Genomic DNA, 25,891 nt, shown 5'->3' on the forward strand with positions numbered 1-25,891 from the left:
CGCCGATCCCGGTCAGGCGACCGTGGCCTCGATGAGGTCGTCCACCACCTCCGCCAGGTCGTGGCCCCGGGCGTGCACCCGGCGCTGTCGCGCCGCCCCGGACCCCTTGCGGAGCAGCCGGTCCAGCCCCTCCTCGACGAACGGCAGGTCACCGGCCTCCGCCAGGGCGTGCCGTACGTGGTCGAGCAGGCGGCCGACCAGCACCGGGGCGGGCACGAGCGTGCCGTGCCGCACGTCCAGGCTGTCGCCCGCGAGCCCGTCGCGGGCGGCGCGCCAGTAGGCGGCGCGCAGCACCTCGCCGGGAACGGGCAGCCCGCGGTCGCCGCGCGCCACGGCGGCCAGCGCCGTGACGACCAGGCCGCGGACCAGGCCGATGATGGTGAGGCTGTCGCTCACGTCGAGCGGCACGTCGGCGACGCGCACCTCGACCGTCGGCAGCTTGGGCGAGGGCCTGGCGTCCCAGAAGACCGTCTTCGGGTCCATCAGCGCCCCCGACTCCGCCAGCGCCCGCAGCGCCAGCTCGTAGTCGGCGAACGTCGGGAAGTACGGCGGCGCGCCCGACACCGGCCAGCGCCCCCACGAGATGACCCGCCAGGAGGCGTAGCCGGTGTCGCGGCCGACGAAGAACGGCGAGTTGGCGGCCAGCGCGATGAGGGTGGGCAGCCAGGGGCGCAGATGGTTGCCCACGTAGACGGCGTGCTCCTCGTCGGGCACGTCCACGTGCACGTGCAGGGCGCAGATGCTGATCTCGTCCTGTAACGCGCGGTAGAGGACGCGGCCCTGTTCGTAGCGCGCGTCCTCGGTCAGCGGCGGCGGCATGACGTTGCCGAGCACGGGGATGCCGCTGGCCACGACGGCCAGCCCGCACGAGCGGGCCGCCCCGGCCACCTCCTTGCGCGCGGCGCGCAGCTGTGTGCCCAGCTCGGTCAGGTCCGCGGACGGCGCTGTCCGGGCCTCCACCTGGAATCGGGTGATCTCGTGCGCCACGTCGAGCATGTCCGTGGCGGCGGCCAGCACGTCGGCCGCCCGGGGAGTGACGTGGCGGGTGCGGGGATCGACGACGAGGTACTCCTCCTCGATCCCGATCAACGGAACCATGCCCACACCTCGCAGGGGAAGTCAGGAGCCTCCTTACTGTTTGTGCCCGTGCAGTGTCGGCGGGAAAAGTATGTGGGCAAACTAGCCTTCGATAGCGCTTTTCAGCGCGGCCATGAACAGCGCCGCGTCACGCCCGTTGACCAGCCGGTGGTCGTAGGCGAGCCCGATGTGCGCGACGGTGCCGTCGGACGGCCCGGTGACGGCCAGCGCGCACGCGGTGCCCGGGAAGACGAACGGCACGGCCAGCACGACGTCGCCCTCGGTGTGCAGGGTGACGACGAAGTTGGCGCCGGCCAGGTCGGCCTCCTTGAAGTCGCCGGACGCGGCGGCCAGGCGGTGCTTCATCAGCGCGGTGGCGATCTCCTTGAGCGGGCGGCGGGCCGCGTCGTGCACGACCGGCACGTACAGGCCCTCCCCCACGTCGAGGGTGACGCCGATGTTCGGCTCGTCGGAGAGCAGCGCGTGGGTGCCCTCGTAGGTGGCGAAGAACAGCGGGTGCTTCTCGTGCAGCCCGGCCACCGCCTGGACGAACAGCTCGGCGAGCCCGACGGGCCTGCGCACCTCGCGGGTGGCCGCCTCGGCCCGCTTGAGCGCGGGGCCGAGGTCCATCCTGACGACCAGGTAGGCGGCCGGGATGCTCTGGTGGGACAGCTCCACGGCCCTGGCCACGGCCCGCTGGACGCGGGGCAGCTCGCGGCGGGCGGGGCCGTCGAGGAGGCGTTCGACGTCGGCCCGCCGGACCACGTCGACGCCGAGCCCGGCGAGCTGCTCGGCGGTGATGCCGTGCTCGTCGGCGAACGCCTGCGCGGGGGCGGTGACGAGCGGCCCGGCCTGCGGCGCCGCGCTCGCCGCAGGGGCGGTCGCGGGCGCCGGCTCGGCGGCGGGCTCGTCGCCGATCGTCGCCAGCAGCTCGCCGGGGCGGCACCAGGTGCCCGGCTTGACCGCGTGGCGCAGCGTGCCGGTGGCGTCGGCGGGCAGCTCCTCGGCCGCCTTGGACGTCTCCACCACGGCGACGGCGTCGTCCTCGTGCACCGGCGTGCCGTCGGGGACTAGCCACTCGACCAGCAGGTACTCGGTGTCGTTGTTGTTCAGCTTGGGCAGGCGCAGCTCAGCCACGGACGACCTTCCTGATCACGCGGTGGATGTCGGCCTCGTCCACCAGCACCTCGCGCTCCAGGTGGGAGGCCGTGGGGATGACGGAGCCGGCGGAGTGGACGAGCGTCACCGGGCCGGCCAGCCGGTCCCAGTGCCGCTGGTGGACGTGGTGCGCGACCTCCGCGCCCCAGGTGCCGCCGGCCGTGCTCTCCTCCACCACGAACACGTGCCGGGCCGCGGGCACCTCCACGTCGAAGGGATAGAGCCGCGACGGCACCAGCAGCGTGCAGCCGATCTCGTCCTCCAGGAGCAGCGAGCGCATCGCCGCCACCACCCGGTGCGCCACGCCGCCCGGCGCGACGATCACGCAGTCGGGCGTGTCGTCCAGGAACACCCGGGCCACCCCGCCGGCCACCTCGACCGAGAAGGGCGCGTCCACCTGGTGCATCTGCCGCGTGTAGAGCACCTTGTCCTCGAACAGCACGCACGGCTCGGCGCGTGCCAGCATCTCCTCGAACACGGCGAGGTTGTCGTGGAAGGGCGACATCTCGTACAGCGCCAGTCCCGGGATGCCGATGAAGTGCTTCTGCAGGCTCTGGCTGTGCGTGGGCCCGTAGCCGCGCCCGCCGCCCATCGGGCAGCGCACCACCATCCGCATCGGCACCGTCTCGCCGTACATGGACACGGACTTGGCGGCGAAGTTGAGGAGCTGGTCGAAGGCCAGCGCGGCGAAGTCGCCGAACATGATCTCGACGATCGCCCGGTCGCCCGCCAGCGCCAGCCCGGCGGCCACGCCGGTGATCGCGCCCTCGCTGATCGGCGTGGACAGCACCCGCTCGGGGAACGCCGTCGACAGCCCCTTGGTGATCTTGAAGGCGCCGCCGTACGGGTCGAGGACGTCCTCGCCCAGCAGGTAGAGGTCCTGCTGCCGGTCCATCACCGCGTGCAGCGCCGCGTTCAGGTTCTCCGCGACCCTCATGCGCGCACCCACCTGGACGGCGGCCGGGCCGCGACCTCCTCGGCGACGGCGTCGACGTGCTCGCGCGCCTCCCGCTCCAGCCGGCCGACGTGCTCCGGCCGCACCGCGCGGCAGCGCTCCAGCCAGTCGGCGTCCCTCGCCTCCTGTACGGCCTGCGCGCTCCTGGTGTCGTCACCCTTGCTGTGCGGGCCCAGGCGGTGCGTGGCGAACTCCACCACGAGCGGGACGCCCTCGCGCACCCGGGCGACCGGCGGGGCGAGCCGTCGCCGGATCGCGGGCAGGTCGAACCCCTCGACGCGCTCGTGCGCGATGCCGAACGCCGCCGCCCGGCCCGCGATCGTGCCCGCCATGTGGGCCGTCGTGGGCGTGGACTGGGCGATGCCGTTGTGCTCGACGACGACCATCACCGGCAGCCGCCACAGCGCGATCAGGTTGAGCGCCTCGTACACGGCGCCCTCGCCGAACGTGCCGTCGCCGATGTACACGCAGGCCAGCGCGCCCGGCTCGGCACGCCGCAGGCGCAGCGCCACCCCGGCGGCCACCGGCAGGCTCTCGCCCTGCACGCCGGTGGACAGGTAGCGCTCGCGCCGGATGTGCTGGCTGCCGCCCACGCCGTGGCAGACCGCGCCCTCCCGGCCCATGATCTCGGCCAGCAGGCCGTGCGGGTCGCGGAAGCGGGCCAGGTAGTGGCCGTGGCCGCGGTGGTTGCTGAAGACGTGGTCGGCCGGGCCGAGCAGCGGCTCCAGGGCCACGGGCACGTACTCCTGGCCGAGGCAGGTGTGCGTGGTGCCGTTGAGCCGCCCCTCGCCGAACAGGTCGAGCAGCTTGAGCTCGAAGGCCCGGATCGTGAGCATGAGCGACAGGTCGGCGTCGTCCAGGATGGGCCCGGCGGCCCGTTCGAGGAGCGAGGTCACCTCCTGATCACCTCGACGACGCCGGCGACGGTCGGGTTGTCGAAGAAGTCGTCCAGGTCGATCTCCACGCCGAGGCGCTTGCGCATGCGGGCGATGATCTGCGTGATGCTCAGCGAGTGGCCGCCCAGGTCGAAGATGTCGTCCTCGGGCTGGATCGGCGAGAGCTTGAGCACCTCCTCCCAGATCGCGGTGATCTCCGCGATCAGCGGGTCCCCGCCCAGGTCGGCACCCCCGTCGTCCACCTGGGCGGGTTCCGCGGCGGGCGCCTGCGCCTCGGCCGTGACGGTCTCCTGGAAGGCGGCCAGCTCGCGCAGCGGGCGTTCGGGCGTGACCCGGCCCAGCACCGCGATCAGGTCGGCGGCGAACCGGCCGGGGTCGCGCAGCTCGGCCGGGTCGTAGCGCAGGCTCGCCGACAGGCCGCCGGGCCCGTCCAGGAGCTGGAGCTGGAGCGCGCCGCGCACCGCCCCGTTGAACGCCAGCCAGTCGACGTCCCACCCGGCGGGAGCGGTCCCGCCGCGCCGGTAGCTGACGGAGATCGGGGCGAGCGCGGCGTGCGGCCTGATGCCGGGCACGGCGCGGGCGATGGGCACCTCGCGGACCTCGTACACCCGCCTGAGCTCGGCCCGCAGCCCGGCGGCGAACTCGCCGAACGGCGCGTCCGGCGAGGGCGTGGAGTAGACGGGCAGCTCGTTGACGTACGGGCCGACGTGACCGGTCTCGGCGGCGGTCCGGGTGGACAGGTCCACGGCGGTCACCACGTCGGCGTTGCCGTAGGAGCGCAGGAGCGCGTGCAGCGCGGCGACCACCACCTCGAACCTGGTCAGGCCGGGCAGCTCGGGCACGTCGAGGTCGAACTCGGCGAGCGCGCCGGTCCCGGCGCGGCGCGAGCGCAGCACGTCACCGGCCACCACGACCTCGCCCGGCTCGCGCCAGCGCCCGGCCCAGAACGCCCCGGCCTCGGCCAGCCGCGCCTCGACGCGCTCGCGCTGGAGCGCGGCGTGGTCGGCACGTTCCAGCGGCTCGGCGATCGTGCCGTCGAGCGCGGCGGCCAGGTCGGCCACCAGCACGTCCTTGGACTGGCCGTCGAACACCAGGTGGTGGGCGACGATCGTCAGCGTGTCGCCGTCGAGCTGGAAGCGGGCCAGCGGGCCGCGCTCCAGGTCCAGGGCCACGGGCTGGTCGGTCAGCGCGGGCTGGACGTCGGCCGGCACCAGGTGCGGCTCGCCGCCCCGGTCCTCGAACGCGCTGCCCAGCAGCGGGTGGCGCTCGACCACGGCGGTGACGGCCTTGGCGAGCGCGCCACGGTCCGGTGGCACGGCGAACCGGATCACGATCGGCATGTGGTAAGCGGACCCCGCACCCATCCTTTCCGTGATCCACATGCCGTGCTGGGCGTACGAAACCTCGGTCATCGAACAACCTCTCGCAGTGCGCGCTTGTCCACCTTGCCTCCGTGATTGCGGGGCAAGACGTCGACGGTCACGAGCCGTACGGGCAGCTCGTGCGGGGCCAGCCGGCCCTTCAGGAAGATCCGCAGGTCCTCGTGCGCCACGCCGCCGACGACGGCGACGGCGACCGCCTTGCCGAGCGTCGGGTGCGGGACGCCGAACGCCGCCGCCTCGGTCACGCCCGGATGCTGGTAGACGGCGTCCTCGACGTGGATCGTGGACACCTTGTACGCGCCCGACTTGATCACGTCGCTCTCCCGGTCGACCAGGTAGAGGTAGCCGTCGCCGTCCAGGTAGCCGAGGTCGCCCATGCGCACCCAGCCGTCCCGGAACACCTCGCCGGTCGCCGTCGCGTCGCCGTAGTAGGCGCGCACGGCCGCCGGGGAGCGCATCCACACCTCGCCGGTGACGCCGGGCGGCAGCGGCTCGCCCTCGGCGGTGGCGATCCGCACCGCGCCGCCGGCGGCGGCCCGGCCCACGCTCGTCGGCCGTTCCGGGTCGTAGATCATCACGGTCTGGGCGGGCGCCGCCTCGGTGGAGGTGTAGTAGTTGGTGATCGTGGAGTTCGGGAAGGCGTCGGACAGCCCGGCGGCCACCCGGCCGGGCAGCGGCGCGGCGGCCGAGCCGAGCAGGAGCACGCTGGACAGGTCGTGCCGTTCGTGGACGCGGGCGGCGAGCATCTCGATGGCCATCGCGGGCACGAGGAAGACGGTGCCGGCCTGGTAGTGCTCGATCAGCGCGGCGAACCTGGCGGGGGTGAACACCGGCAGCGTCACCACCTCGGGGTGGGCGTCCACGGCGTTGACGAGCATCCACTGCCCGGCGTTGGTGCCGATGGGGAAGGCGTGCGCGAGGTGGCGGCTGTGCGCGAAGGGCCGTCGCCTGCCCCCGCAGCCGTGGGCCAGGTTGGCGTGGGTGGCGCTGACGCCCTTGGGGCGGCCGGTGGTGCCGGAGGTGTAGAGGATCTGGGCCAGGGCGCCGGGCTCGGGCAGTGTCACCTCGCCGGGCGCGTCGGGCAGTTCGCCGGGTCTCAGCACGGCGGCGGCGCCGCAGTGCGCGAGCATCGCGTCGACGTCGGGGGCGGCCAGGCGGTCCGACAGCGGCACCGCCGCCGCGCCCGCCTTGGCCACGCCTAAGAAGGCGATGGCATACTCCAGCCAGTTGCTGTTTCCGAAGACCAGCCCCACCCGGTCTCCAGGGCGCACGCCGCGAGCGGTGAGCCCGGCGGCCACGCGGTCGGATCTGGTCTCCCACTCATCGAACGTGATCGAGCCCGAGCCGTGGACGGTCATCGCCACGCGGCCGGGGTCTGCTGCGGCCCGCTGCCTGAGCAGGCCGGGAAGGGTAACGCTCACGATCGGCCCCCGGAACAGCCATCGGCGTTTCTAATAGGAAACTTTACTTTTTATGGGTGGGCGTTCAGTGTGGCATGCACCGGCGACGCACACAAGGCCGTATTCCACGGCCTTGCGAGACTCGGAAGATCCGTGGAACACTCGAACAGTTAGGATTCTTTCCAGTTTCGGCGGGGGAGCCTGTGATGATCAGAGAGCGGCTCGCCGCGCTCGTCGCGGAGTCGTCCGACGGCGCGATCAGCGAGCACGAGGCCCTGACGGCGACGGTGCCGCTCACCGCGCTCGGACTGACCTCGATCGGCCAGCTCCGGCTCGTCGACGCCATCGAGACCGAGTTCGGGGTCACCGTCGACCTGACCGGCGACGGCCTCGACCTGCTCGACGACCTCGACCGGCTGGCCGGGCACCTGGCCGGACGATGACGATCCGGTTCTCCGCGCCCGACTCCGGCACCGCCCCGCTGACCTGGGGCCAGCGGGCGATCTGGGAGGCCGTCGAACGCACCGCGCCCGACGACCACTACTTCAACTTCGGCCGGGTGCTGAAAGTCCCCGGCACGCGGACCGTCGCCGAGGTCACCGTCGCGCTCACCGCCCTCGTCGAACGGCACGGCTCCCTGCGCACCCTGCTCGCCGACCCCGTCGGCCAGCGGCTGGAGGCCACCGGGCGGATGCCCGTCGAGGTCACCACCGGCGACCCCGACAAGGTGATGGCCGAACTGGCCGCCACCCGGTTCGACTACCACGCCGAATGGCCGCTGCGCGTGGCGCTCGTCCTGGACGGCGACACCGTCACCCACGTCGTGCTCGTCTTCTGCCACCTGGCCACCGACGGGCTCGGCAGCGACGTGGCCCTGCGCGACCTGCGGACCCTGCTGCTGCGCGGCCGCGTCTCCGGCCCGCCCGCGCCCCGCCCGCTCGACCTCGCCCACTGGCAGGCCGGCCCCCAAGGACGGCAGGTCGCCGACGCCGCCGCCGCCCACTGGGCCGACGAGCACGCCCGCATGCCCGACACCATGTTCGCCGGGCCGAGCGGCGACCCCGCCGACCCGCCCATCCGGCGCGCGCTCCTCCGCTCCCCCGCCCTGCAACTCGCCACCCGCGCCGTCGCGCTCGCCAACCGCACCAGCACCTCCACCGTGCTGCTCGCCGCCACCGCCACGCTCGCCGGACGCTTCTCCGGCTCCGGCCGGTGCGCCATGCTGCCCATCGTCGGCAACCGGTTCCGCCGCGACACCCTCGGCATCGTCAGCACCCTCTCCCAGGAGGGCCTCTTCACGCTCGACGTCGACGGCGACTTCCCCGACGTGCTCCGCGCCGCCGCCCCCGCCGCCATGCGCGCCTACCGCAGCGCCTACCACGACCCCGCCGACCGCGCCAGGATCGTCCGCGACGAGAGCGCCCGCCGCGGCACCGCCGTCCACCCCAACTGCTGCTTCAACGACATGCGCTTCGCCGACCCGGGCCCCGCCGCCTGCACCCCCGCCGACCTCGACGCCGCGCTGCCCGCCACCGCGCTCGAATGGCAGATGAGCCAGGACAAGCTCAACTGCCGCTTCTGCGTGCACGTCACCACCGAAGGCGTCTCCCTCACCGCCGACACCCGCCACCTGTCGAGCGACGCCATCGAACGCTACCTGCACGCCCTGGAGGACCTGCTCGTCGAGGCCGCCCGCCGATGACCCCGCCCACCGGCATCCGCGCCTACGCCACCGCCACCTCCTGCCCCCAGGGCGCACGGCTGCCGTTCGTCCTGTCCGGACCGGCGCCCGTCGAGGTCACCGACATGGCCGACGGCCGCGTCGTCCACACCGGCGACGCCGCCCCCGGCTGGGAACTGCCGATCGGCGCCGACTGGCCCAGCTCCCTCTACCGCGCCCGGTTCGGCCCCGAACAGCCGTGGCCGCCCGGCCTGCCCGGCGACACGCCGTGCCCCGACAACGAGGTCTTCTTCGTCGTACGGGAAGCCGTGCCGGCCGCGCCGATCCTCCTCAGCGTCCCCTTCACCACCTGGCAGGCGTACAACCGGGCAGGCGTGCCCGGCGAGAGCGTCTACTGGACCGAGGCGCCCGACCGCGCCGCCCGCGTCACCTTCGACCGGCCCGGCTGCGGCCCGCCCCCCGAACGCTGGGAACAGGGCCTCATCGAATGGCTGCGCCCCGCCGGGTACGACGTCGCCTACTGCTCCAACCTCGACCTCCACGACGGGCTCGACCTGCTGACCCGGCACCGGATGCTCATCGTCAACGGCCACGACGAATACTGGTCCGCCGGGATGCGCGACTCCGTCGAGGAGTACGTCCGCCGCGGCGGCAACGTCGCGTTCTTCTCCGGCAACACCTGCTGGTGGCAGATCCGGCTGGAGGACGGCGGACGGACCATGGTCTGCCACCGCGACCCCGTCTCCGACCCCGTCGAGGACCCCCGCCTGGCCACCGTCGAATGGTCGGCCGCCGGCCGCCCCGAGAACTCCCTCACCGGCGTCAGCTTCCGCGCCGGCGCCGGCACCTGGGGCCCGCACATGCCGCGCATGCTCGAAGAGTCCTACACCGCGCGCTTCGCCTCCCACTGGGTCTTCGACGGCACCGGGCTGACCGACGGCGACAAGTTCGGCCAGGGCTGCCTCGGCTACGAGACCGACGCCGCCGAGTTCGAGGAGATCGGCGGAGTCCCGCGCGCCACCTGCCGCGACGGCACCCCGCCCACGTTCGTCGTCCTCGCCACCGCCGACCTGCGCCACTGGGCCGGCTACGGGCAGGGCGGGATGGCGACCATGGGCGTCTACACCAGCGGCCTCGGCACCGTCTTCACCGCCGCCACCGTCAACTGGGGCAACACCCTGCACGACCCCGTCGTCGACCGCATCACCCGCAACGTCATCGACCGGCTCTCCACCGGCGCCGGCGACCCATGGGAGGTCATCGGGCCCGAGGCCGACATCCGCGCCCTCGCCGCGCTCGGCCGCACCCTCTACGCCGTCGACGCCTCCGGCGACCTGCTGCGCCGCGAGCTCTGCGGTCAGAACCTGCCCTGGGAGCCCGTCGGGCCCACTCCCGGCGTCCGCGCCCTCGCCGCACCCCGCGAGGCCGCCGCCGGCGTGCCCGTCGCCCTCTACGGCGTCACCGGCACCGGGCGCCTGCTCCACTTCGACGGCGCCCACTGGCACGACCTCGTCGCCGCCCCGGCCGACGCCACGGGCCTCGCCATCGCCGACTGCACCTTCTACGTCACCACTGCCTCGGGCCTCCTCTGGCGCCTCACCTTCGGCACCACCACCTGGCACCCCACCCCCACCCCCCAGGAGACCACCACCACCGCCCGGAACCCCACCCCCCAGGAGACCGCCACCGCCTACGGTGCGGCGGCGGGGGACAGCGCCGGGCCGGCTCCCGGGGCCGCCCTCCCCGCCCAAGGGACCGCCGCGTACGGAGAGCGGGCTACGGACGGGGCGCCCTTCCCCGAGGAGGCCGCCACCACCCAGCCCACCGCCCCCGAGGAGACCGCCACCACCCGGACCGCCTCTCCCGAAGAAACCGCCACCACCCACGGCGCGGCACTGGAGGACGGCGCCGGGCCGGCTCCGGGGAACGCCGAAGGGGCCGCCGCCCCGCGCGGGGAGCGGGCTGGGGATGGGGTTCGGGGGTTGGGGGCGATGAACGGGCGGCTGTTCGTCCTGGACGGCCGGAGGCGGTTGTGGAGCGGGGTGCCGGGCCAGGGGTGGGAGCCGCTGGAGGTGACGGTGCCCGGGACGGCGTTCGCCGCGCACGCGGGGGTGCTGGTGGCGGGCGGCAGGGATCTGCCGTTGCGCCTGTTCAGATGGGACCGTACGACGCCCGGCCGGCTCCGGTGACGAACGCCCAGTAGCGGTCGCCGTACGACCAGTGCCACCACTCGGTGGGGTAGTTGACGAGCCCGGCGGGCTCCAGCGCGGCGGCGAGGATCTTGCGGTGCCGCCGGGCGTCCTCGGAGATGTCGGGCGAGGCGGTGTAGCAGGCGCCGCCGCTGGTCTCGGGGGTGTCGTTGACGGCGGTGCCCATGTCGTACTCGGCCCCGTCGGGGTCGCAGAGGGTGAGGTCGACGGCGGCGCCGGCGGTGTGGGGGGCGACGTCGACGGGTGAGACGTAGCGGCTGGCGGCGGCGTGGAGCTCGCCGGGAGTGAGGCCGGGGAAGCGGGCGGCGAGTTCGGCGCGGTAGTCGTCGAAGATCTTCCGCTGGACGGCGATGGGCCGGTAGCCCTCGACGATCAGCAGGTGGAAGCCGTCGGGCAGGCGCCGTTCGGCGGTCTCGAGCCGGTCGAGGAGGCCGGCGCGCAGGCGGGCGTAGGCGCCGTCGGGGTCGGCCATCCGGTCGTCGAGCCGCAGCCGTCCGCGTACCTCGGCGAGGGGTTCGCCGGTGTCGGTGACGGGGATGGCGGCCACCCGCGGATCGGAGATGAGCACGATGTCACCGGGAGGAAGCCACATGGGCAAGAATTCTCACACAGTGTCGGAGAAGACCTGCTCGCGGGCCTGCTCGAGGGCGGCGACGAGGGCGCCGCGCAGCACGGGGTTGCCGGTGATGCCGGTGGTGACGACCTGGGGGCGGCTGGGGCAGACCTTGGCGACGGCGTCCTCGACCATGGCGGCGAGTTCGGTGCCGCCGGCGCGGCCGACGTCGCCGGCGAGGACGATGAGGCCGGGGTCGAGGACGACGGTGACGGCGGCGACGCCGACGGCGAGGCGGGCGGCGACGGCGGCGAGGAAGCCGGTGCGGGCGCCGGCGACGGCGGCTCTGACGATCTCGGGTCCGGTGGCGCCGGGCCGGGCGGTGAGCCCGTGTTCCTGGGCGAGTCCGGTGAGGGCGTCGAGGCCGACGAGCCGCTGGTAGGAGCCTGATTGGGGGCGGGTGACGTCGGCGGGCAGTGGTTCGCCCGGGACGGGCAGCCAGCCGATCTCGCCGGCGCCGCCGGTGATGCCGCGGTGCAGCCGGCCGCCGAGCATGACGCCGAGGCCCTGGCCGATGCCGGTCCAGACGACGACGAAGTCGTCCTGCCCTGCGGCGGCGCCGTAGCGGTGTTCGGCGAGTGCGACGAGGTTGACGTCGTTCTCTATCGTGACGGAGGCGCCGAGGGTGCGGCGGAGGCTGGCGAGGACGCCGACGTGCCAGGAGGGGAGGTCGTGGGAGAAGCGCACGTCGCCGTTGGCGGGGTCGACGACGCCGCGGGTGCCGATGACGAAGGCTTTGAGCTGGGGCAGGGTGATCCGGGCGGAGGCGCAGGCGCGCTGGACGGCGGCGTGGACGGTGGCGACGGGGTCGCGCCCGTCGGCGGGGTCGACGACGACCTCGACGACGACCTTGCCGGTGATGTCCGCCACACCGACGGTGATGGCGTCGGGCAGGACTTCGAGCCCGGCGACGTGCGCGCTGGTGGGCACGACGCCGTAGAGGGCGGCGTTGGGGCCGCGTCCGCTGGCCCTGCGTCCGGTGACTTCGACGAGGCCGCGGTCCTCCAGTCTGGCGAGGAGCTGGCCTGCGGTGACCTTGGAGAGTCCGGTGCGTTCACCCAGCTCGGAGCGGGTGAGGGGGCCTTCGGAGAGCAGCAGCTCCAGGGCGGTCCGATCGTTCAGCCGGCGTAGCAGCCGCGGGACCCCCGGGTTCCGTGTCACGGGCATTCTCCCCTCTCGTCACGATCCGCTAACGCCAGTTTCTTTTAAGAAAGTTTCTTGTTAGTTTATCTCAAGACTGACGATCAGCCAGGTGCGGACCACAGGCCCAGCACCCGATGACGCAGAGACCCGATGCGATTTAGCCGGGAAGGGAGCATCCCAGTGAGGATCTCTAAGATCACGGCCACCACGGTCACCACGGCCGCCCTGGCCCTGGGCCTGGCCGCTTGCGGCGGCGGCGCCGAGCCGGCCGCCAACGAGCCGGCGGCCTCCGCCAGCGCCTCCGGCCCCAAGTGGGCGGGGCAGACCCTCACCATGTGGCGGCTTGGCGTCCCGAACGAGCCGTCCCAGAAGTACACCGACGAGCTGGTCGCCGAGTTCAAGGCCACCACGGGCGCCGAGGTGAAGGTCGAGTGGATCCCGTGGCCGCAGGTGAACGACAAGTTCACCGCCGCCGCCGCCGGTGGCGAGGGCCCGGACGTGACCGAGATCGGCAACGACCAGGTGCCGCTCTGGCAGAGCCAGGACGCCCTCGCGCCGGTCACCTCGATCACCACCTCCGGTGAGCAGGCGAACATTCCCAAGAACCTGTTCGGCCTGGAGACCATCGACGGCGAGGTCTACGCCATGCCGTGGGGCGCGGGCACCCGCGCGGTGATGTACCGCAAGGACTGGTTCGAGGACCTCAAGATCGAGGTGCCGAAGAACTGGGACGAGCTCATCGCGGCCGCCAAGAAGATCCAGGAGGAGAAGGGCAAGGACGTCGACGGCTTCGCCTTCAACGGCGGCTCCGACGCCAACCACCTCCTCGGCGCGCTGGCCTGGTCCGAGGGCGGCGAGTACGCGGTGAAGGAGGGCGACAAGTGGGTCGGCAAGCTCACCGACCCCGCCTTCAAGACCGGCTTCGAGACCTACACGGGCATCGTGGCCTCGGGCGTGTCCAGCAAGTCCCGCCTCACGCAGAACACGACCGACATCCGTACCCGGTTCTCCAACGGCAAGGTCGGCATGTACCTCACCGCGTCGTGGGACATCGCCACGATCAAGGAGGAGAGCAAGGGCAAGGTGAAGGAGGAGCAGATGGCCTTCTTCCCGCTGCCCTCCAAGGCCGGCGGTGAGACCCCGGCGTTCTTCGGCGGCAACGACATCGCCGTCTGGAACGACGCCAAGAACAAGGAACTCGCCACCGACTTCGTGAAGCTGGCCACCAGCAAGAAGTGGGCGGACCGCTACGCGATGGACGGCGGCCTGCTGCCCGTCTACCCGGACACCCTGGCCTCGCTCGCCAGTGACCCGGCCCAGGCTCCGTTCGCGGCTGCCTTCGCCAAGGCCAAGGCGTTCCCGGCCGACCCGAACTGGACCGAGGCCAACGAGACCAAGGCCGTCCTGCAGAACGCGGCCCGCTCGGTCATCGAGGGCAAGGCCACGGCCGACGAGGCGCTCGCCAAGGCCAACACGGAACTCGAAGAGATCCTGAACGCGCAGTAACGATGACGAACACGTCAACGCTCGCCAGGGGCGGAGGAAATTCCTCCGCCCCTGGGCGGCGCCGCCGTAGCTCCCGCAAGCCGGGCAAGGCCAGCGGGATGAACCCCAAGCTCGTCCCCTATGCCCTGCTCATCCCGGGCATCCTGGTCATCACGGGTCTGCTGCTCTACCCGATGGTCCAGATGTTCATCATGTCCTTCCAGAAGGTCACCCTCCGGGTGATCCGCGGGGCCGCCGAGCCGGAGTACGTCGGGTTCGGCAACTTCGAAGAGATCTTCGGCAACTCGATCTTCTGGTCCTCACTGCGCAACACGGTCGTCTTCGCCGTCGTGACCGTCACGCTCACGCTGGTGCTCGGCACCGCGGTCGGCGTCCTGCTCAACCGGCTCAGCAAGGGCATGTCCAGCTTCGTGATCATCGGCATCATGTCGGCGTGGGCCGTCCCGCCGGTCGCCCAGGGCACCATCTGGCGCTGGCTGTTCGACGCCGAGGCCGGGATCATCAACTGGGCGCTGAACCTGCTGCCTGACTGGCTGTCCAACCTGCTCTTCGGCCGCGCCGACTGGACGGGGCAGCCGTGGCTCAACGACGCCTGGTCGGTCTACCTGGTGCTGATCCTCACCGTCGTCTGGTCGTCCTTCCCGTTCGTGGCGGTGTCGGTGCTGGCCGGCCTGCGCGGCATCCCGGCAGAGCTGTACGAGGCGGCCCGGGTCGACGGTTCGACGCCGTGGCGCACGTTCAGGAAGATCACCTTCCCGCTGCTCAAGCCGGTCTTCGCCGTCCTGACGATCCTGTCGATCATCTGGGACTTCAAGGTGTTCAGCCAGCTCTACGTGCTGATGAACGGACCGACGAACCGTGAGGCGTTCAACCTGTCGCTCTTCTCCTTCGCCGAGGCGTTCAAGGCGCCGCCCAAGATGGGTCAGGGCGCCGCGATCGCGGTGGTGCTGACGGTCATCCTGCTCATCGTCACCGCGTTTTACACCCGGCAGATGGTCAAGTCGGAGGAGGTCCAATGACGCCGCTGGCGCGCAAGCGCTTCGCCAAGATCGGGCTGAACACCGCCGGGGTCCTGGTCTTCCTGTTCGCGATGTTCCCGGTCTACTGGATGGTCTCGACGTCGTTCAAGGCCAACGACCAGATCTTCACCACGGACTTCATCCCGTTCCCGACGCACTTCACCTTCGAGCACGTCGAGAAGGTGCTGACGGAGGGCGTGGCGGGCAACTCCATCTGGCTCTACATGCGCAACAGCGCGATCGTGGCGCTCGGCACCGTGCTCATCGGCTCGGTGTTCGCGCTGCTGGCGGCCACCGCGGTGGCCCGCTTCCGGTTCAAGGGCCGCACCAGCTTCCTGATCACGCTGCTCGTCGTGCAGATGATCCCGTCGGAGGCGCTGCTCATCCCGCTGTTCCTGAACGTCAAGCGGCTCGGCCTGTACGACCAGCTGCTCGGGCTGATCGTCATCCAGGTCGGTCTCACGCTGCCGTTCGGCATCTGGATGCTGCGCACGTTCGTCGCCGCGGTGCCCAAGTCGCTGGAGGAGGCCGCGTGGATCGACGGCGCGAGCCGGTTCACCACGTTCTGGAAGGTCCTGTTCCCGCTGGTGGCTCCGGGTCTGGTCGCGACGAGCATCTTCTCGTTCATCACCGCGTGGAACGATCTCATCTTCGCGCTGATCCTGATGAACGACAGCACCGGCTACACGATGCCGGTGGCGCTGCAGTTCTTCTTCGGGCAGCGCGGCACCGACTGGGGAGCCATCATGGCGACCTCCACGTTGATGACCCTGCCGGTCATCGTCTTCTTCCTGCTGGTCCAGCGCCGCATGGTCTCCGGCCTGGTGGCCGGGGCCGTCAAGGGCTGACCCCTTCCCTTCCCGCGGGTTCCGGTACGGCCAGCGCGCTCCACCGTGCGCTGGCCGTACCCATGTCCTGCCCTGACAACGATGAGGATTCATGAGCCAGAGTGATCGGGGGCTACGCCGCCTCGCGGCGGGCACGCTGCTCGTCGCGTTCGACGGGCTGAGCGCGCCCGCCTGGGTGCTGAGGGAGCTCGAGGGCGGGCTCGGCGGCGTGACACTCTTCGGGTTCAACGTCGGCGATCCGGCCCAGCTCGGCGAGCTGACCGCCGCCCTGCGTGCCGCCGGTGAGCCGGTCATCTCCCTCGACGAGGAGGGCGGCGACGTCACGAGGCTCGCCTACCACGTCGGCAGCCCGTATCCCGGCAACGCGGCCCTCGGCGCGGTGGACGACGTGGACCTGACCCGCCAGGTCTACCGGGCGATCGGCTCGGAGCTGGCCGCAGCGGGCATCAACCTCGACATGGCGCCGGACGCCGACGTGAACACGGCCGAGGACAACCCGGTGATCGGCACCCGGGCGTTCGGCTCGGACCCGGACCTGGTGGCCCGGCACACGGTGGCCGCGGTCGAGGGGCTGCAGGCGACGGGCGTGGCCGCCTGCGTCAAGCACTTCCCGGGCCACGGGGCCACCACGGTCGACTCGCACCTGGCGATCCCGGTGGTGGACGTGCCGCTGGAGGTGCTGCGGGCCAGGGAGCTGGCGCCGTTCCTGGCGGCCGTCCAGGCCGGCACCAAGTCGATCATGACGGCGCACGTGGCGGTCCCGGCGCTGACCGGTGAGACGCCCGCCACCATGTCGCCGGCCGCGCTGACCGGGCTGCTGCGGGGCGAGCTCGGCTACGACGGCGTCGTCGTCACCGACGCGCTCGACATGCAGGCGATCACCGACAGCGTGGGGCTGGCCGGTGGCGCCGTCGCCTCGCTGGCGGCCGGGACGGACCTGCTCTGCCTGGGCCCCAAGCCGGGCTACGACGAGATCCAGAAGATCATCGCGGCGATCATGGACGCCGTCGCCGACGGGGTGCTGTCGGTGGAGGGGCTGGAGCGGTCCGCCGCCCGCGTGGCCGCGCTGCGCGCCTGGGCCGGCCACAGCTCCGGCTCGCTGCCCGAGCTGACCCGGGTCGGCCTGGACGCCGCCCGCCGCGCGGTCCGGCTCGACGGGGCGCCGGCGCCGCTGTCGGACGTGCCGCTGGTCGTCGAGGTGGACACGCCGCCGACGATCGCCGTGGGCGACGTGCCGTGGGGGGTGTCGCCGTGGCTGCCGCACGCCGAGGTCGTCCGGGTCAAGCCCGCCGACGCCTGCCCCGACGAGCTGCTCAAGCGCGCCGGGGGGCGTTCGCTGCTCGTCGTCGTCAAGGACGCGCACCGCTACGCCGAGAGCCGGACCCTGGTGTCCGCGCTGGTCACGGGCCGGCCCGACACCATCGTGATCGAGATGGGGCTGCCCGTGTGGCGTCCCGGCAGCGCCGCCTACATCGCCACATACGGCGCGGCCCGGGCGAACGCCCAGGCCGCGATGGAGTTGCTGACCGCCTGATCAGCCCTGGCGGGCGGCCGCCACCGCCTCCCTCAGCGGGGCGGGCGGCCGCTCGCCGAACCGTTCCAGGTAGGCCGCCGCGTGCGCGGGGTCGTCCTTGAGGAACGGGAAGTCGGAGGCCACCATGTGCCGGACGGCCAGCAACGGGACCGGGGAGCCCAGCGGCAGGAAGTCCGGGTTCCACAGGCCGTGCTTGGGCGGCGGGCCGGGGTAGAACTCGCCGACCATCAGCCCGGCTTCCACGTACCGGGTCTTGAGCGCGAGCTGGGCCGCGTCGATCACCGCAGGGGCGCGATCGACGGGCAGGTCCGGCAGCAGCACCAGGATGGTGCGGAACTGCGGCGAGACCCCCTCAGGGGCGACCAGCCGCTGGAACCACGAGCGGTAGCCGTCGAGCACCTCGGCGACCTGCGCCGCGTCCGGCTCCCCGGGGCAGACGGCCAGGTAGAAGGTGCCGCGGTCGAGCGAGGTCTGCGCGTACGGGCAGACCGGCCCCTTCCTGCCGAGCTCCGGGTGCGGCCGGCACAGATACTCGCGCGCCCACGTCACGATGTGGCCGAGCGGCTCCGCGTACCGCCGCACCAGTTCGTGGCCGCCGTCGAGATCGCTCACCTCGATGAGCACGCGGGAGGGATCGGTGGGATCCGTGAGCATCAGCGAACCTTCCTGGCGAGCAACAACGCGGCGAGCCCGGCGGCTCCCAGGGCGGACCAGCGCAGCAGGGCGTCCTGGCGCCTGGCACGGGCCAGCGCGTCGGCGTACGGGGTGGTGGTGTGGGAGATCATCGTGTAGAGCGGGACCCAGCGGTCCGGGAAGAGGCCCGAGAGCACCAGGTCGGCGCGCTTGCGGGCCAGGTGCAGCGGCGAGCGGACCCGGTCGCGCAGCTCGACGAAGTTCTGCCTGGACAGCTCGTCCAGGACGTCGGTGTGCGGCCGGCGGGTCCGCTCGAACTCGGCGAAGGCCGCACGCGTATCGCCGAGTCCGAGGCATCGGTCGAGGACCGTGCAGTCCTCGAGGGAGGAGTTCATGCCCTGCCCGTAGAACGGGTAGACGGCGTGTGCGGCGTCGCCGATGAGGACGACCTTGCCGCCGTCGTGCCAGGGCGTGGTGCGGATCGAGACCAGGTGGCCCACGGGCCGGTCGGCGTACTCCTTGGCCAGGTCCGGCATGAGCGCGAGCGCGTCGGGGAAGCGCTCGGCGAAGAACGCCTCCGGGTCGTCGATCTCCTCGAACCGCTCGAACGGCAGGAACAGCGTGGCCGTCATCGAGCCGTCGAGGTTGGGATGGGTGACGATGAGCCCGTCGTCGCCGCCGGGCCACACGTGCAGCGCCTCGTGGTGCTCGGGCACCTTGGGGATCGTCAGCTCCTTGTAGCCCCAGGGCAGGAACTCCTGGTGCAGGTCGGCGCGCGTGCCCCGGTGCATCAGCGTGCGCACCGCGGAGAACGCGCCGTCTGCGCCCACCACGGCGTCGGCCTCGACGGTGCTCCGGCCGTCCTCGTGCTCGACGGTCAGCGTGGGCGCCTCCTTGTCGAGGTCGACGACGCGGTGGCCGAAGTGGAAGGCGACGCCCTGCGCCTCGGCGTGGCCGATGAGGCTGACGACGAGGTCGCGGCGGCGCACGGAGTGCAGGATCTCCTCCTCGCGCCTGCCGTACGGGTGGAAGGTGACGGCGCCGTCGGGGGCGTGCACCGCGCGTCCGCGCATGGGCACGGTGCTCGGCCAGATCTCGTGCATGAGCCCGACGTCGGTGAGCGCGCGCACGCCCCGGGCGGACAGGCCCAGGTTGATCGAGCGGCCTTCCTCGTCGTCGCGCAGCCTGGGGTCGTCGCGGCGCTCGTAGACGGCGACGCGGTGGCCGCGCCTGGCCAGGTAGCAGGCCAGCAGGCTGCCGGCGGGACCGGCGCCCGCGATGAGGATCTTCACACCGTCTCCTGTCTTGCCACGAGCAGTTCGTCGGAGCCGGGGGCGTCGAGCGGGAGCCGCTCGATCCCGCCCAGCCCGGCCGCCTCGGCCCAGCCGGCCACCTCGGCGAACGTGTAGAGGCGTCCGCCCTGGGTGGCGGCCAGGTTGAGGCTGAAGCCGCCGAGGAAGGCGGCCGTGTGGCCCTGCGTGCCGGCGGGCGGGTCGCTGTACGGCTCCAGCACGAGCAGCCGCCCGCCGGGCCGCAGCGCCCGCGCCGCCCTGGCGACCAGGCCGGCGGCGCCGTCCGGGTCGAGCCCGTGCACGACGTTGAACAGCAGGACCGTGTCGTACGCGCTGTCGAGCGCGGCGGAGTCGGCGGGCACGGTCAGGTCGCCGGGCACGAGCGTGATCCGCCCGGCCAGCCCGGCCTCCTCGACCCGCGCCCGGCCCTCGTCCAGGGCTCCGGGCAGGTCCACGACGGTCGCGGTCGTCCCGGGCGCGGCCTCGCAGAAGGCGGCGCTGTAGATCGCGTGGCCGCCGCCGACGTCCAGCAGCTTCCCGTACGGGCCGGGCACCGCCGCGACGACGGCCGGGGCCAGGCCCCGCGCCATCCCGGCCAGCATCCCCTGGAAGGTGCGCAACGTGCCGGGCCGGCGTTCCAGCCAGGCGTAGTACGGCTCGGGCGGCCGGCCGGTGCGCACCGCCTCCTCCAGGCCGGTCCACAACTCGCCGATCAGCTCGTGCCACAGTGCCAGCGTCGGCGCGAACCAGTCGCGTGGCCCGTTCGCCAGCCAGGGGTCGGCGGCCGGGCCCGGGGCGTAACCGTCGTCGTCGCAGAGCACGTACCCGAAGCCGGCGAGCGCGTCGAGGAGCACGGTGAGCGGCCCCTCGGCGACGTCCAGCTTCGTGGCGAGCTCCGCCGGGGTGCGCGCTCCGGCGGCGAGCGCGTCGAAGACGCCGAGCCGCTGCGCGGTTCCCGCCGCGCGGAACGCCATCGCGCCCACGAGGTCGATGAACCCTCCGGGCGCTTGGTTCAGGTCACGAAATATGCGTAACTCTTCAGGATCGAGATAGAGCGGCATCGGATGACTCCTCAGCGTCGGGCAGTTCCGTCTCCACCCGGCGAAGGCGCGGCTGGAGGTAGGCCAGGGGCGCCAGCACGACCAGCGCGGCCCCGGTGAGCAGGAAGATCGTGGCGATGCCGCGGCCGGGCCCGGTGCCGATGAGCTGGCCGAGGCTGCCGGCCAGCGCGCCGCCCGGCGCGAGCATCGGCTCGAACACCTGGTCGGCGAGCGGCCCGGCCGCCAGGTAGGTGAGCACGGTCGCGGCCTGGGTGAGCATGCGGACGGCGCCGAGCACCCGGCCCAGCTCGGCCGGTGCGGTCTTGAGCTGGATCAGCGTGATGCCGGTGCCCTGCACGAACGGGATCGTGAACAGGAACGCGGGCGCGACCAGGCCGATGAGCAGCGCCGACGGGCTCAGGCTGTGCAGCATGAGCAGCACGCCGCCGGCGGCGACGAAGGCGAGCAGCCCGCGCACCCGCCGCTTGGGCCCGCCCCACGCGCTCAGCACCAGCCCGCCGACGAACAGGCCCGCGCCGCCCGCGGCCATGAGCGCGCCGAGCAGCGCCGCCGAGCCGAACGACAGGATGAGCGGCTGCACGAGCACCCCGGCCATGCCGAAGAACAGGTTGTAGGCGGCCAGCAGCCCGACCAGCCAGCCGAGCCCGCGCCGGGTCCGCAGGTGGCGCAGCCCGAAGGCCAGGTCGCGCAGCCACGGCTCGGCGGGCCGCCCCTCCCCCGGCCGGGTCGCCTCGCGCGGCAGCGGCACCAGGTGGAGCACGATCCGCGAGGCCAGGAACGTCACCAGGTCGATCACCACGACCCCGGTGAGGCCGACGCCGACGAGCAGCGCCCCGGCGAGCAGCGGCGCGGCGACGCGGACGGCGTCGGCCACCTGCATGAGGCCGTTGGCCCGGCCGAGCTGTTCCTTGGGCACCAGGCTGGGCAGCATCGAGTGGTAGGCGGCCATCTGGGCGGTCCCGAAGACGGCGCTCACGGCGGTGACCACGTAGATGTGCCACACCTGGAGCTCGCCCGTGGTCAGCAGCAGGGCCAGCGCGCCGGTGGCCAGTGCGGCCCCCAGGTCGGCGGCCAGCATCATCCGCCGCCGGTCCCACCGGTCGGCCAGCGACCCGGCGAGCGGCGCGAACAGCACCTCGGGCAGCACCGCGCAGAGCGTGATGGTGACGAACTGGGTCGCCGAGCCGGTCTTCTGGAACACCCACACGCCCAGGACGAACCCGGTGACGCTGGAGGTGATGATCGACAGGAGCTGGGACGACCAGATGGCCAGGAACGTCCTAGGCATCGCGGTCTCCGATCAGGTGGGGCAGGTACACGCCGAGCAGGTCGGCGGCGGGCGGGCAGACGAGCCCCGCCTCGGCCAGCAGCCGCTCGGTCGCCGTGCAGTCGAACGTGGGGCCGGTGCTGTCGTCGCCGTACTCGGCGAAGAACGCGGGGAAGGGCGCGAGCGGCAGGCTCTCGCCGCCGTCGAGCCTGCGCCGCACCTCGGCGCGCCACTCGGCGGCGGGCGCGAGCCGCACCGGGACGCCGTGCGCGGCCAGGCCGGCCGCCAGGTCGGCGGCGCCGAGCGTGCGCGGGTTGCGGTAGTGGAAGTCGCCGGTGGCGCCGGTCCTGGCCAGGTGCCCGATGGCGGCGGCGACGTGGTCGACGGGGGCCAGGTCGAGCTCCTCGCCGTCGGGGACCGTGCCGAGCAGCGCGCAGGTGGCGATCAGGCGGCGCAGGAAGTCGTCGGAGGGCCCGGCGCCGGTGCGGCTGTCGCCGGAGATGCGCGCCGGGCGGTGCACGGTCACGGGCAGCCCGGCCTCGCGGGCCGCCGTGGCGAGCCGGTCGCCCACCCACTTGCTCTGGTCGTAGCCGAGGTGCAGGCCGGCGGGGTCGGGCAGCGGGTCGCCCTCGCGCACCACCCGCTCGCCCGGGGTCAGGTGGACGCCGAGCGTCGAGATCAGGTGCACGGGCGTGCCGCGGCGGGCGGCGAGCCTGAGCAGGGCGAGCGTGCCGTCCACGTTGGCGGCCTTGAGCGCGCGGTACGGGCGGGTGAAGTCGACCTGCCCGCCGCTGTGCACGATGAGGTCGCAGTCGACGTCGGGCAGCGGCCCGGTGAGGTCCCCTGGCTCGCAGGCGATGCGGCCGGCGAAGTCGTCGCGCCACAGCCCGTGCGCGGCGAGGTTGCGCCGCACCCGCTCCTGCGGCTGATCGCCCCTGACGAGGCAGAGCACGGTGGCGTCGGAGTGCGTGAGCAGGTCGGCGAGCAGGTGCGCGCCGAGGAACCCGGTCGCCCCGGTGAGCAGCACCCGGCGCGGCTCGCCCCGGCCGCCGCCCGGCGCCACCGTGAAGTCCGCCGGCAGCGTCGCCTCGGCGTGCAGGTCGGGCGGGCCCTCCGGGGCGCGCCCGTCGAGGGCGGCGGCGAGCTCGGCCAGGTCGGCGCAGGCGAAGAAGACCGGCAGCGGCACCCGGACCCCGGTCTCCTCCGCCAGCCGGGCCACCGCCCGGGGCGTGAGCAGCGAGTGGCCGCCTAGCTCGAAGAAGCCGTCGCGGCGCCCGGCCCGCACCCCGAGGATCTCCTCCCACACCGCCGCGACCACGCGCTCGGTTCCGGTGCGCGGGCTCTCGTACGGCGTCGCCGCGGCGGCGGGCTCGGGCAGCGCCCGGAAGTCGACCTTGCCGTGCGGCGTCAGCGGCAGCGCGTCCAGCGTGACCACGGCCGCTGGGATCATCGACGACGGCAGGCGTCCCGCCAGGAAGCCGCGCAGCTCGGCCAGCCCGACCGGTTCGCCGGTCAGGTAGGCGACCAGCCGCCCGCCCACGGCGGTGACCACGGCCTCCCTGACGGCCGGGTGGGCCAGGCAGGCGGCCTCCACCTCGCCGGGCTCGATCCGCACCCCGTTGACCTTGAGCTGCCTGTCGGTGCGGCCGAGGAAGTCCAGCGTCCCGTCGGCGCGCATCCGCACCAGGTCGCCGGTCGCGTACATCCGGCCGCCCGGCAGGAACGGGTCGTCGCGGAAGCGCTCGGCGGTCAGGTCCGGCCGCCCCAGGTAGCCCTCGGCGACGCACTCGCCGCCCAGGTGCAGCTCGCCGGGCACGCCCGCGGGCGCGGGCCGGCCGTGCCGGTCCAGCACGTACGCGCGCACGTGGGGCAGCGGGACGCCGATCGGCAGGTGCGTGCGCTCCCCCAGCTCGCCGCCGTCGACGGTGCGGCAGACGGTCGCGCAGACGGTGGCCTCGGTGGGGCCGTAGTGGTTGTAGAAGGCGACCTTGCCGCCGGTGAGCCGGGCCCAGGTGCGCAGCCGTTCGAGGGGGACGCTCTCGCCGCCGACCATCATCGTCGTCAGCGGCCCCGGGTCGACCGGCCCGGCCTCCGCCAGGTCCTCCACCCACTGCTGCCACAGCGCCGAGGCCGTGTCGACCATGGTGATGCCCAGCTCGGAGCACAGGCGCATCAGCTCGGGCCCGCTGAGCGAGACCGGGTCGGGATGCAGCACCAGCGCGGCCCCGCTGATCAGCGCCGGGAAGATGTCGCCCACCGAGGCGTCGAAGCTCAGCGGCGGCACCATCAGCACCCGCTGCCCCGGCCCGAACCCGTGCGCGTCGCGGAACGAGACGGCCAGCCGGGCGGCGCTGCGGTGGCTGACGACCACCCCTTTCGGCGTCCCCGTCGAGCCCGACGTGTAGATCACGTACGCGGCGCCGTCGGCGGTGACCCGCCCGGACACCAGCTCGCCCGCGCCCCCGCCGGTGACGTCCAGGACGTCCCCGGGGACGGGCTCGTGCACCTCGCCCGGGACCGGCGCCACGCCGTCCTCGCCGATCACCGCCGCGCAGCCCGCCAGCATGGCGCGCGTGCGGTGCTCCGGCTGCGCGGGGTCCACGGGCACGTACGCGGCCTCGCACATCAGCACGGCGAGCACGGCCACCATGGCGTCGGGCCCCGCCTTGAGCCGGACCGCGACCAGGTTGCCCGCCCGCACCCCGGCCTCGCGCAGCTCGCCGGCCAGCACGCGGGCGCGGGCGGCCAGCTCGCCGTAGGTGAGGACGCCGCCGGGCGTGACGACGGCGGGAGCGGCGGGCGTCCTGGCGACCTGCCGGGCGATCAGCCCGTCCAGCCGGTCGGGCAGCACCAGCGCCAGCTCCTCCGGCGGCAGCATGCGCAGCTCGGACAGCCGGGCCTCGGGCCGCGCCGTCATCTCCTCCAGCAGCCGCCGCAGGTGCCCGCCCATCCGCTCCACGGTGGGGCGCTCGAACAGGTCGGTGCTGTAGGTGAGCATGAACTGCAGGTGCTCCTCGAACACCACCACGTCCACGGCCAGGTCGAACTTGGCCGGGGCCAGCCCCGACACGACCGGCGTGCGCTCCAGCCCGGCCAGGTGCAGCGGATCGGGGCCCTCCTTCAGCCCTTCGCCGGGGTTGTCCAGGTTGAGCAGCGTCTGGACGAGCGGCGCCTGCCCCCGGGACGGCCGCAGCTCGGACACCACCTCGTCGAACGGCACCGCGGCGTGCGTGAACGACTTCAGCAGGCGGCGCCGCGTCCGCTTGATCAGCTCCTGCACGGTGGGGTCGCCACCGAGGTCGGCCCGGACGGCCAGCGTGTTGATGAACAGCCCGAAGACCCGCTCGAACTCCTCCTCGTCGCGCCCGGCGACCGCCGTGGCCACGCAGAAGTCGTCCTGGCCCGAGTGCCGCGACAGCATCGCCTGGTAGGCGGCCATCAGCACGATGAACGGCGTGCACCGCTGCGCCCTGGCCAGCTCGCGCACCCGGGTCCACAGCTCGACCGGCATCCGCTGGATGACCAGGTCGCCGTGGCCGCTCGGGGTGGCGGGCCTGGGCCGGTCGGCGGGCAGCTCCAGGGCCGGGACCCCGGCCAGCTCGGTGCGCCAGAACTCCAGGTGGGCGCCGTGATCCTGTTCGCGCTGGCGGCGGGCGTACTCCGAATAGGGCACGGCCGGCTCCAGCGGCGGCGCGGGCAGGCCCGCGGCGAACGCGGCGTAGAGCGCCGACAGCTCCGGGTACAGGATGCGCTCCAGCGACCAGGCGTCGCTCACGATGTGGTGCAGCACCATCAGCAGCACGTGCTCGCGCGGCCCGGCGCGCAGCAGGCTCACCCGGAACAGCGGCCCGGCGGCCAGGTCGAAGGGCCGGTTGGAGCGCTCGGCCAGCAGCCCGGGCAGGCTCTCCCCGGCGGCCTCGACGCGCTCGGCGACGACCGGCTCGCAGGAGCGTACGACGGCCGTCGGCACGCCGTCCACCTCGGGGAAGACGGTGCGCAGAGCCTCGTGCCTGGCGGTCAGCTCGGTGAGCGCCCGCTCCAGCGCCGCCACGTCCAGCTCGCCCGTGAGCCTCTCGGCGACGGCGATGTTGTACGAGGCGTCGCCGCCGGAGAGCCGGTCGAGGAACCACAGGCGTTCCTGGCCCCTCGACATGACCGCGGCACGGCCTGCCAGCTGCATGGTGACGAGTCCCCTAACCGCGGATGTCTGACTGGG

20 protein-coding genes are annotated in these 25,891 nt (G+C 73.2%); 7 read left to right on the plus strand and 13 right to left on the minus strand.

Features of this window, described 5'->3' with window-relative positions; genetic code table 11:
* Positions 1-12: 12 nt before the first annotated feature.
* The 6 genes from AB0G11_RS10610 to AB0G11_RS10635 all read right to left on the minus strand — a co-directional run bounded on the left by AB0G11_RS10610 (position 13) and on the right by AB0G11_RS10635 (position 6,889).
* Positions 13-1,098 carry a glutamate--cysteine ligase gene (locus tag AB0G11_RS10610; RefSeq protein ID WP_219503252.1) on the minus strand — a complete coding sequence of 362 codons (1,086 nt, stop codon included), beginning with the start codon at positions 1,096-1,098 and terminating at the stop codon, positions 13-15.
* Positions 1,099-1,179: 81 nt separating this feature from the next.
* Complete coding sequence (locus tag AB0G11_RS10615; RefSeq protein WP_357585226.1) at positions 1,180-2,214, minus strand: 2-oxo acid dehydrogenase subunit E2; 1,035 nt, start codon at positions 2,212-2,214, stop codon at positions 1,180-1,182.
* Positions 2,207-3,172: a transketolase C-terminal domain-containing protein gene (locus AB0G11_RS10620; RefSeq protein WP_357585228.1), complete on the minus strand. Its 966-nt coding sequence runs from the start codon at positions 3,170-3,172 to the stop codon at positions 2,207-2,209. Before AB0G11_RS10620 ends, AB0G11_RS10615 begins: the two co-directional genes overlap by 8 nt.
* Positions 3,169-4,086, minus strand: a complete 918-nt coding sequence (locus tag AB0G11_RS10625) for a thiamine pyrophosphate-dependent dehydrogenase E1 component subunit alpha (RefSeq protein WP_357585230.1) — start codon at positions 4,084-4,086, stop codon at positions 3,169-3,171. Before AB0G11_RS10625 ends, AB0G11_RS10620 begins: the two co-directional genes overlap by 4 nt.
* The gene (locus AB0G11_RS10630; protein WP_357585232.1) at positions 4,083-5,426 is read right to left on the minus strand and encodes a phosphopantetheine-binding protein; all 1,344 of its coding nucleotides are present in this window, start codon (positions 5,424-5,426) and stop codon (positions 4,083-4,085) included. The genes AB0G11_RS10625 and AB0G11_RS10630 overlap by 4 nt, the downstream gene beginning before the upstream one ends.
* 68 nt (positions 5,427-5,494) lie before the next feature.
* The gene (locus tag AB0G11_RS10635) at positions 5,495-6,889 is read right to left on the minus strand and encodes an AMP-binding protein (RefSeq protein WP_357585234.1); all 1,395 of its coding nucleotides are present in this window, start codon (positions 6,887-6,889) and stop codon (positions 5,495-5,497) included.
* Positions 6,890-7,074: 185 nt separating this feature from the next.
* On the opposite strand from AB0G11_RS10635, the gene AB0G11_RS10640 reads away from it, so the two are divergent.
* The 3 genes from AB0G11_RS10640 to AB0G11_RS10650 are packed head-to-tail and all read left to right on the plus strand — an operon-like array spanning position 7,075 to position 10,738.
* Positions 7,075-7,311, plus strand: a complete 237-nt coding sequence (locus AB0G11_RS10640) for an acyl carrier protein (RefSeq protein ID WP_246644443.1) — start codon at positions 7,075-7,077, stop codon at positions 7,309-7,311.
* Complete coding sequence (locus AB0G11_RS10645; RefSeq protein ID WP_357585236.1) at positions 7,308-8,570, plus strand: condensation domain-containing protein; 1,263 nt, start codon at positions 7,308-7,310, stop codon at positions 8,568-8,570. The genes AB0G11_RS10640 and AB0G11_RS10645 overlap by 4 nt, the downstream gene beginning before the upstream one ends.
* Positions 8,567-10,738 (plus strand): N,N-dimethylformamidase beta subunit family domain-containing protein, encoded by a 2,172-nt coding sequence (locus tag AB0G11_RS10650; protein WP_357585238.1) that lies wholly within the window; start codon positions 8,567-8,569, stop codon positions 10,736-10,738. Before AB0G11_RS10645 ends, AB0G11_RS10650 begins: the two co-directional genes overlap by 4 nt.
* Here the strand turns inward: AB0G11_RS10650 and AB0G11_RS10655 are convergent.
* Positions 10,701-11,351, minus strand: coding sequence for a M15 family metallopeptidase (locus AB0G11_RS10655; RefSeq protein ID WP_219503269.1), 651 nt, complete (start codon positions 11,349-11,351; stop codon positions 10,701-10,703). The genes AB0G11_RS10650 and AB0G11_RS10655 overlap by 38 nt on opposite strands.
* A 12-nt stretch (positions 11,352-11,363) precedes the next feature.
* Entirely contained in the window at positions 11,364-12,533 is a 1,170-nt protein-coding gene (locus AB0G11_RS10660) for an ROK family transcriptional regulator (RefSeq protein ID WP_219503272.1), read from the minus strand.
* 162 nt (positions 12,534-12,695) lie between these two features.
* Between AB0G11_RS10660 and AB0G11_RS10665 the strand changes: the two genes are divergently transcribed.
* The 4 genes from AB0G11_RS10665 (at position 12,696) to AB0G11_RS10680 (ending at position 17,422) form a co-directional block, all read left to right on the plus strand.
* Entirely contained in the window at positions 12,696-14,021 is a 1,326-nt protein-coding gene (locus AB0G11_RS10665; protein ID WP_219503277.1) for an extracellular solute-binding protein, read from the plus strand.
* Positions 14,022-14,119: 98 nt separating this feature from the next.
* Positions 14,120-15,040: a sugar ABC transporter permease gene (locus AB0G11_RS10670; protein ID WP_246644444.1), complete on the plus strand. Its 921-nt coding sequence runs from the start codon at positions 14,120-14,122 to the stop codon at positions 15,038-15,040.
* The gene (locus AB0G11_RS10675; RefSeq protein ID WP_219503286.1) at positions 15,037-15,888 is read left to right on the plus strand and encodes a carbohydrate ABC transporter permease; all 852 of its coding nucleotides are present in this window, start codon (positions 15,037-15,039) and stop codon (positions 15,886-15,888) included. Before AB0G11_RS10670 ends, AB0G11_RS10675 begins: the two co-directional genes overlap by 4 nt.
* A gap of 91 nt (positions 15,889-15,979) precedes the next feature.
* The gene (locus AB0G11_RS10680; RefSeq protein WP_219503290.1) at positions 15,980-17,422 is read left to right on the plus strand and encodes a glycoside hydrolase family 3 protein; all 1,443 of its coding nucleotides are present in this window, start codon (positions 15,980-15,982) and stop codon (positions 17,420-17,422) included.
* Here AB0G11_RS10680 and AB0G11_RS10685 read toward each other — a convergent pair whose 3' ends face one another.
* Genes AB0G11_RS10685 through AB0G11_RS10705 form a run of 5 tightly spaced genes read right to left on the minus strand, consistent with a single transcriptional unit; the run spans position 17,423 to position 25,855 of the window.
* Positions 17,423-18,076, minus strand: a complete 654-nt coding sequence (locus tag AB0G11_RS10685) for a DUF6875 domain-containing protein (RefSeq protein WP_219503293.1) — start codon at positions 18,074-18,076, stop codon at positions 17,423-17,425. It lies immediately after the preceding gene.
* Positions 18,076-19,347, minus strand: a complete 1,272-nt coding sequence (locus AB0G11_RS10690) for an NAD(P)/FAD-dependent oxidoreductase (RefSeq protein WP_219503295.1) — start codon at positions 19,345-19,347, stop codon at positions 18,076-18,078. Before AB0G11_RS10690 ends, AB0G11_RS10685 begins: the two co-directional genes overlap by 1 nt.
* Positions 19,344-20,408 carry a methyltransferase gene (locus AB0G11_RS10695; RefSeq protein ID WP_357585240.1) on the minus strand — a complete coding sequence of 355 codons (1,065 nt, stop codon included), beginning with the start codon at positions 20,406-20,408 and terminating at the stop codon, positions 19,344-19,346. The genes AB0G11_RS10690 and AB0G11_RS10695 overlap by 4 nt, the downstream gene beginning before the upstream one ends.
* Entirely contained in the window at positions 20,386-21,696 is a 1,311-nt protein-coding gene (locus AB0G11_RS10700) for an MFS transporter (RefSeq protein ID WP_357585242.1), read from the minus strand. Before AB0G11_RS10700 ends, AB0G11_RS10695 begins: the two co-directional genes overlap by 23 nt.
* Complete coding sequence (locus tag AB0G11_RS10705) at positions 21,689-25,855, minus strand: amino acid adenylation domain-containing protein (RefSeq protein ID WP_357585244.1); 4,167 nt, start codon at positions 25,853-25,855, stop codon at positions 21,689-21,691. The genes AB0G11_RS10700 and AB0G11_RS10705 overlap by 8 nt, the downstream gene beginning before the upstream one ends.
* Positions 25,856-25,891: the final 36 nt, after the last annotated feature.

It is taken from the genome of Nonomuraea sp. NPDC023979 (assembly GCF_040639085.1).
Classification (GTDB): domain Bacteria; phylum Actinomycetota; class Actinomycetes; order Streptosporangiales; family Streptosporangiaceae; genus Nonomuraea; species Nonomuraea ceibae.

Bases quoted from the DNA above. Each gene is read 5' to 3' on its own strand.
- AB0G11_RS10610 (WP_219503252.1), bottom strand. From the start codon at position 1,098: ATGGTTCCGTTGATCGGGATCGAGGAGGAGTACCTCGTCGTCGATCCC.
- AB0G11_RS10620 (WP_357585228.1), bottom strand. From the start codon at position 3,172: ATGAGGGTCGCGGAGAACCTGAACGCGGCGCTGCACGCGGTGATGGAC.
- AB0G11_RS10630 (WP_357585232.1), bottom strand. From the start codon at position 5,426: ATGCCGATCGTGATCCGGTTCGCCGTGCCACCGGACCGTGGCGCGCTC.
- AB0G11_RS10640 (WP_246644443.1), top strand. From the start codon at position 7,075: ATGATCAGAGAGCGGCTCGCCGCGCTCGTCGCGGAGTCGTCCGACGGC.
- AB0G11_RS10645 (WP_357585236.1), top strand. From the start codon at position 7,308: ATGACGATCCGGTTCTCCGCGCCCGACTCCGGCACCGCCCCGCTGACC.
- AB0G11_RS10650 (WP_357585238.1), top strand. From the start codon at position 8,567: ATGACCCCGCCCACCGGCATCCGCGCCTACGCCACCGCCACCTCCTGC.
- AB0G11_RS10655 (WP_219503269.1), bottom strand. From the start codon at position 11,351: ATGTGGCTTCCTCCCGGTGACATCGTGCTCATCTCCGATCCGCGGGTG.
- AB0G11_RS10670 (WP_246644444.1), top strand. From the start codon at position 14,120: ATGAACCCCAAGCTCGTCCCCTATGCCCTGCTCATCCCGGGCATCCTG.
- AB0G11_RS10675 (WP_219503286.1), top strand. From the start codon at position 15,037: ATGACGCCGCTGGCGCGCAAGCGCTTCGCCAAGATCGGGCTGAACACC.
- AB0G11_RS10680 (WP_219503290.1), top strand. From the start codon at position 15,980: ATGAGCCAGAGTGATCGGGGGCTACGCCGCCTCGCGGCGGGCACGCTG.
- AB0G11_RS10685 (WP_219503293.1), bottom strand. From the start codon at position 18,076: ATGCTCACGGATCCCACCGATCCCTCCCGCGTGCTCATCGAGGTGAGC.
- AB0G11_RS10695 (WP_357585240.1), bottom strand. From the start codon at position 20,408: ATGCCGCTCTATCTCGATCCTGAAGAGTTACGCATATTTCGTGACCTG.
- AB0G11_RS10700 (WP_357585242.1), bottom strand. From the start codon at position 21,696: ATGCCTAGGACGTTCCTGGCCATCTGGTCGTCCCAGCTCCTGTCGATC.
- AB0G11_RS10705 (WP_357585244.1), bottom strand. From the start codon at position 25,855: ATGCAGCTGGCAGGCCGTGCCGCGGTCATGTCGAGGGGCCAGGAACGC.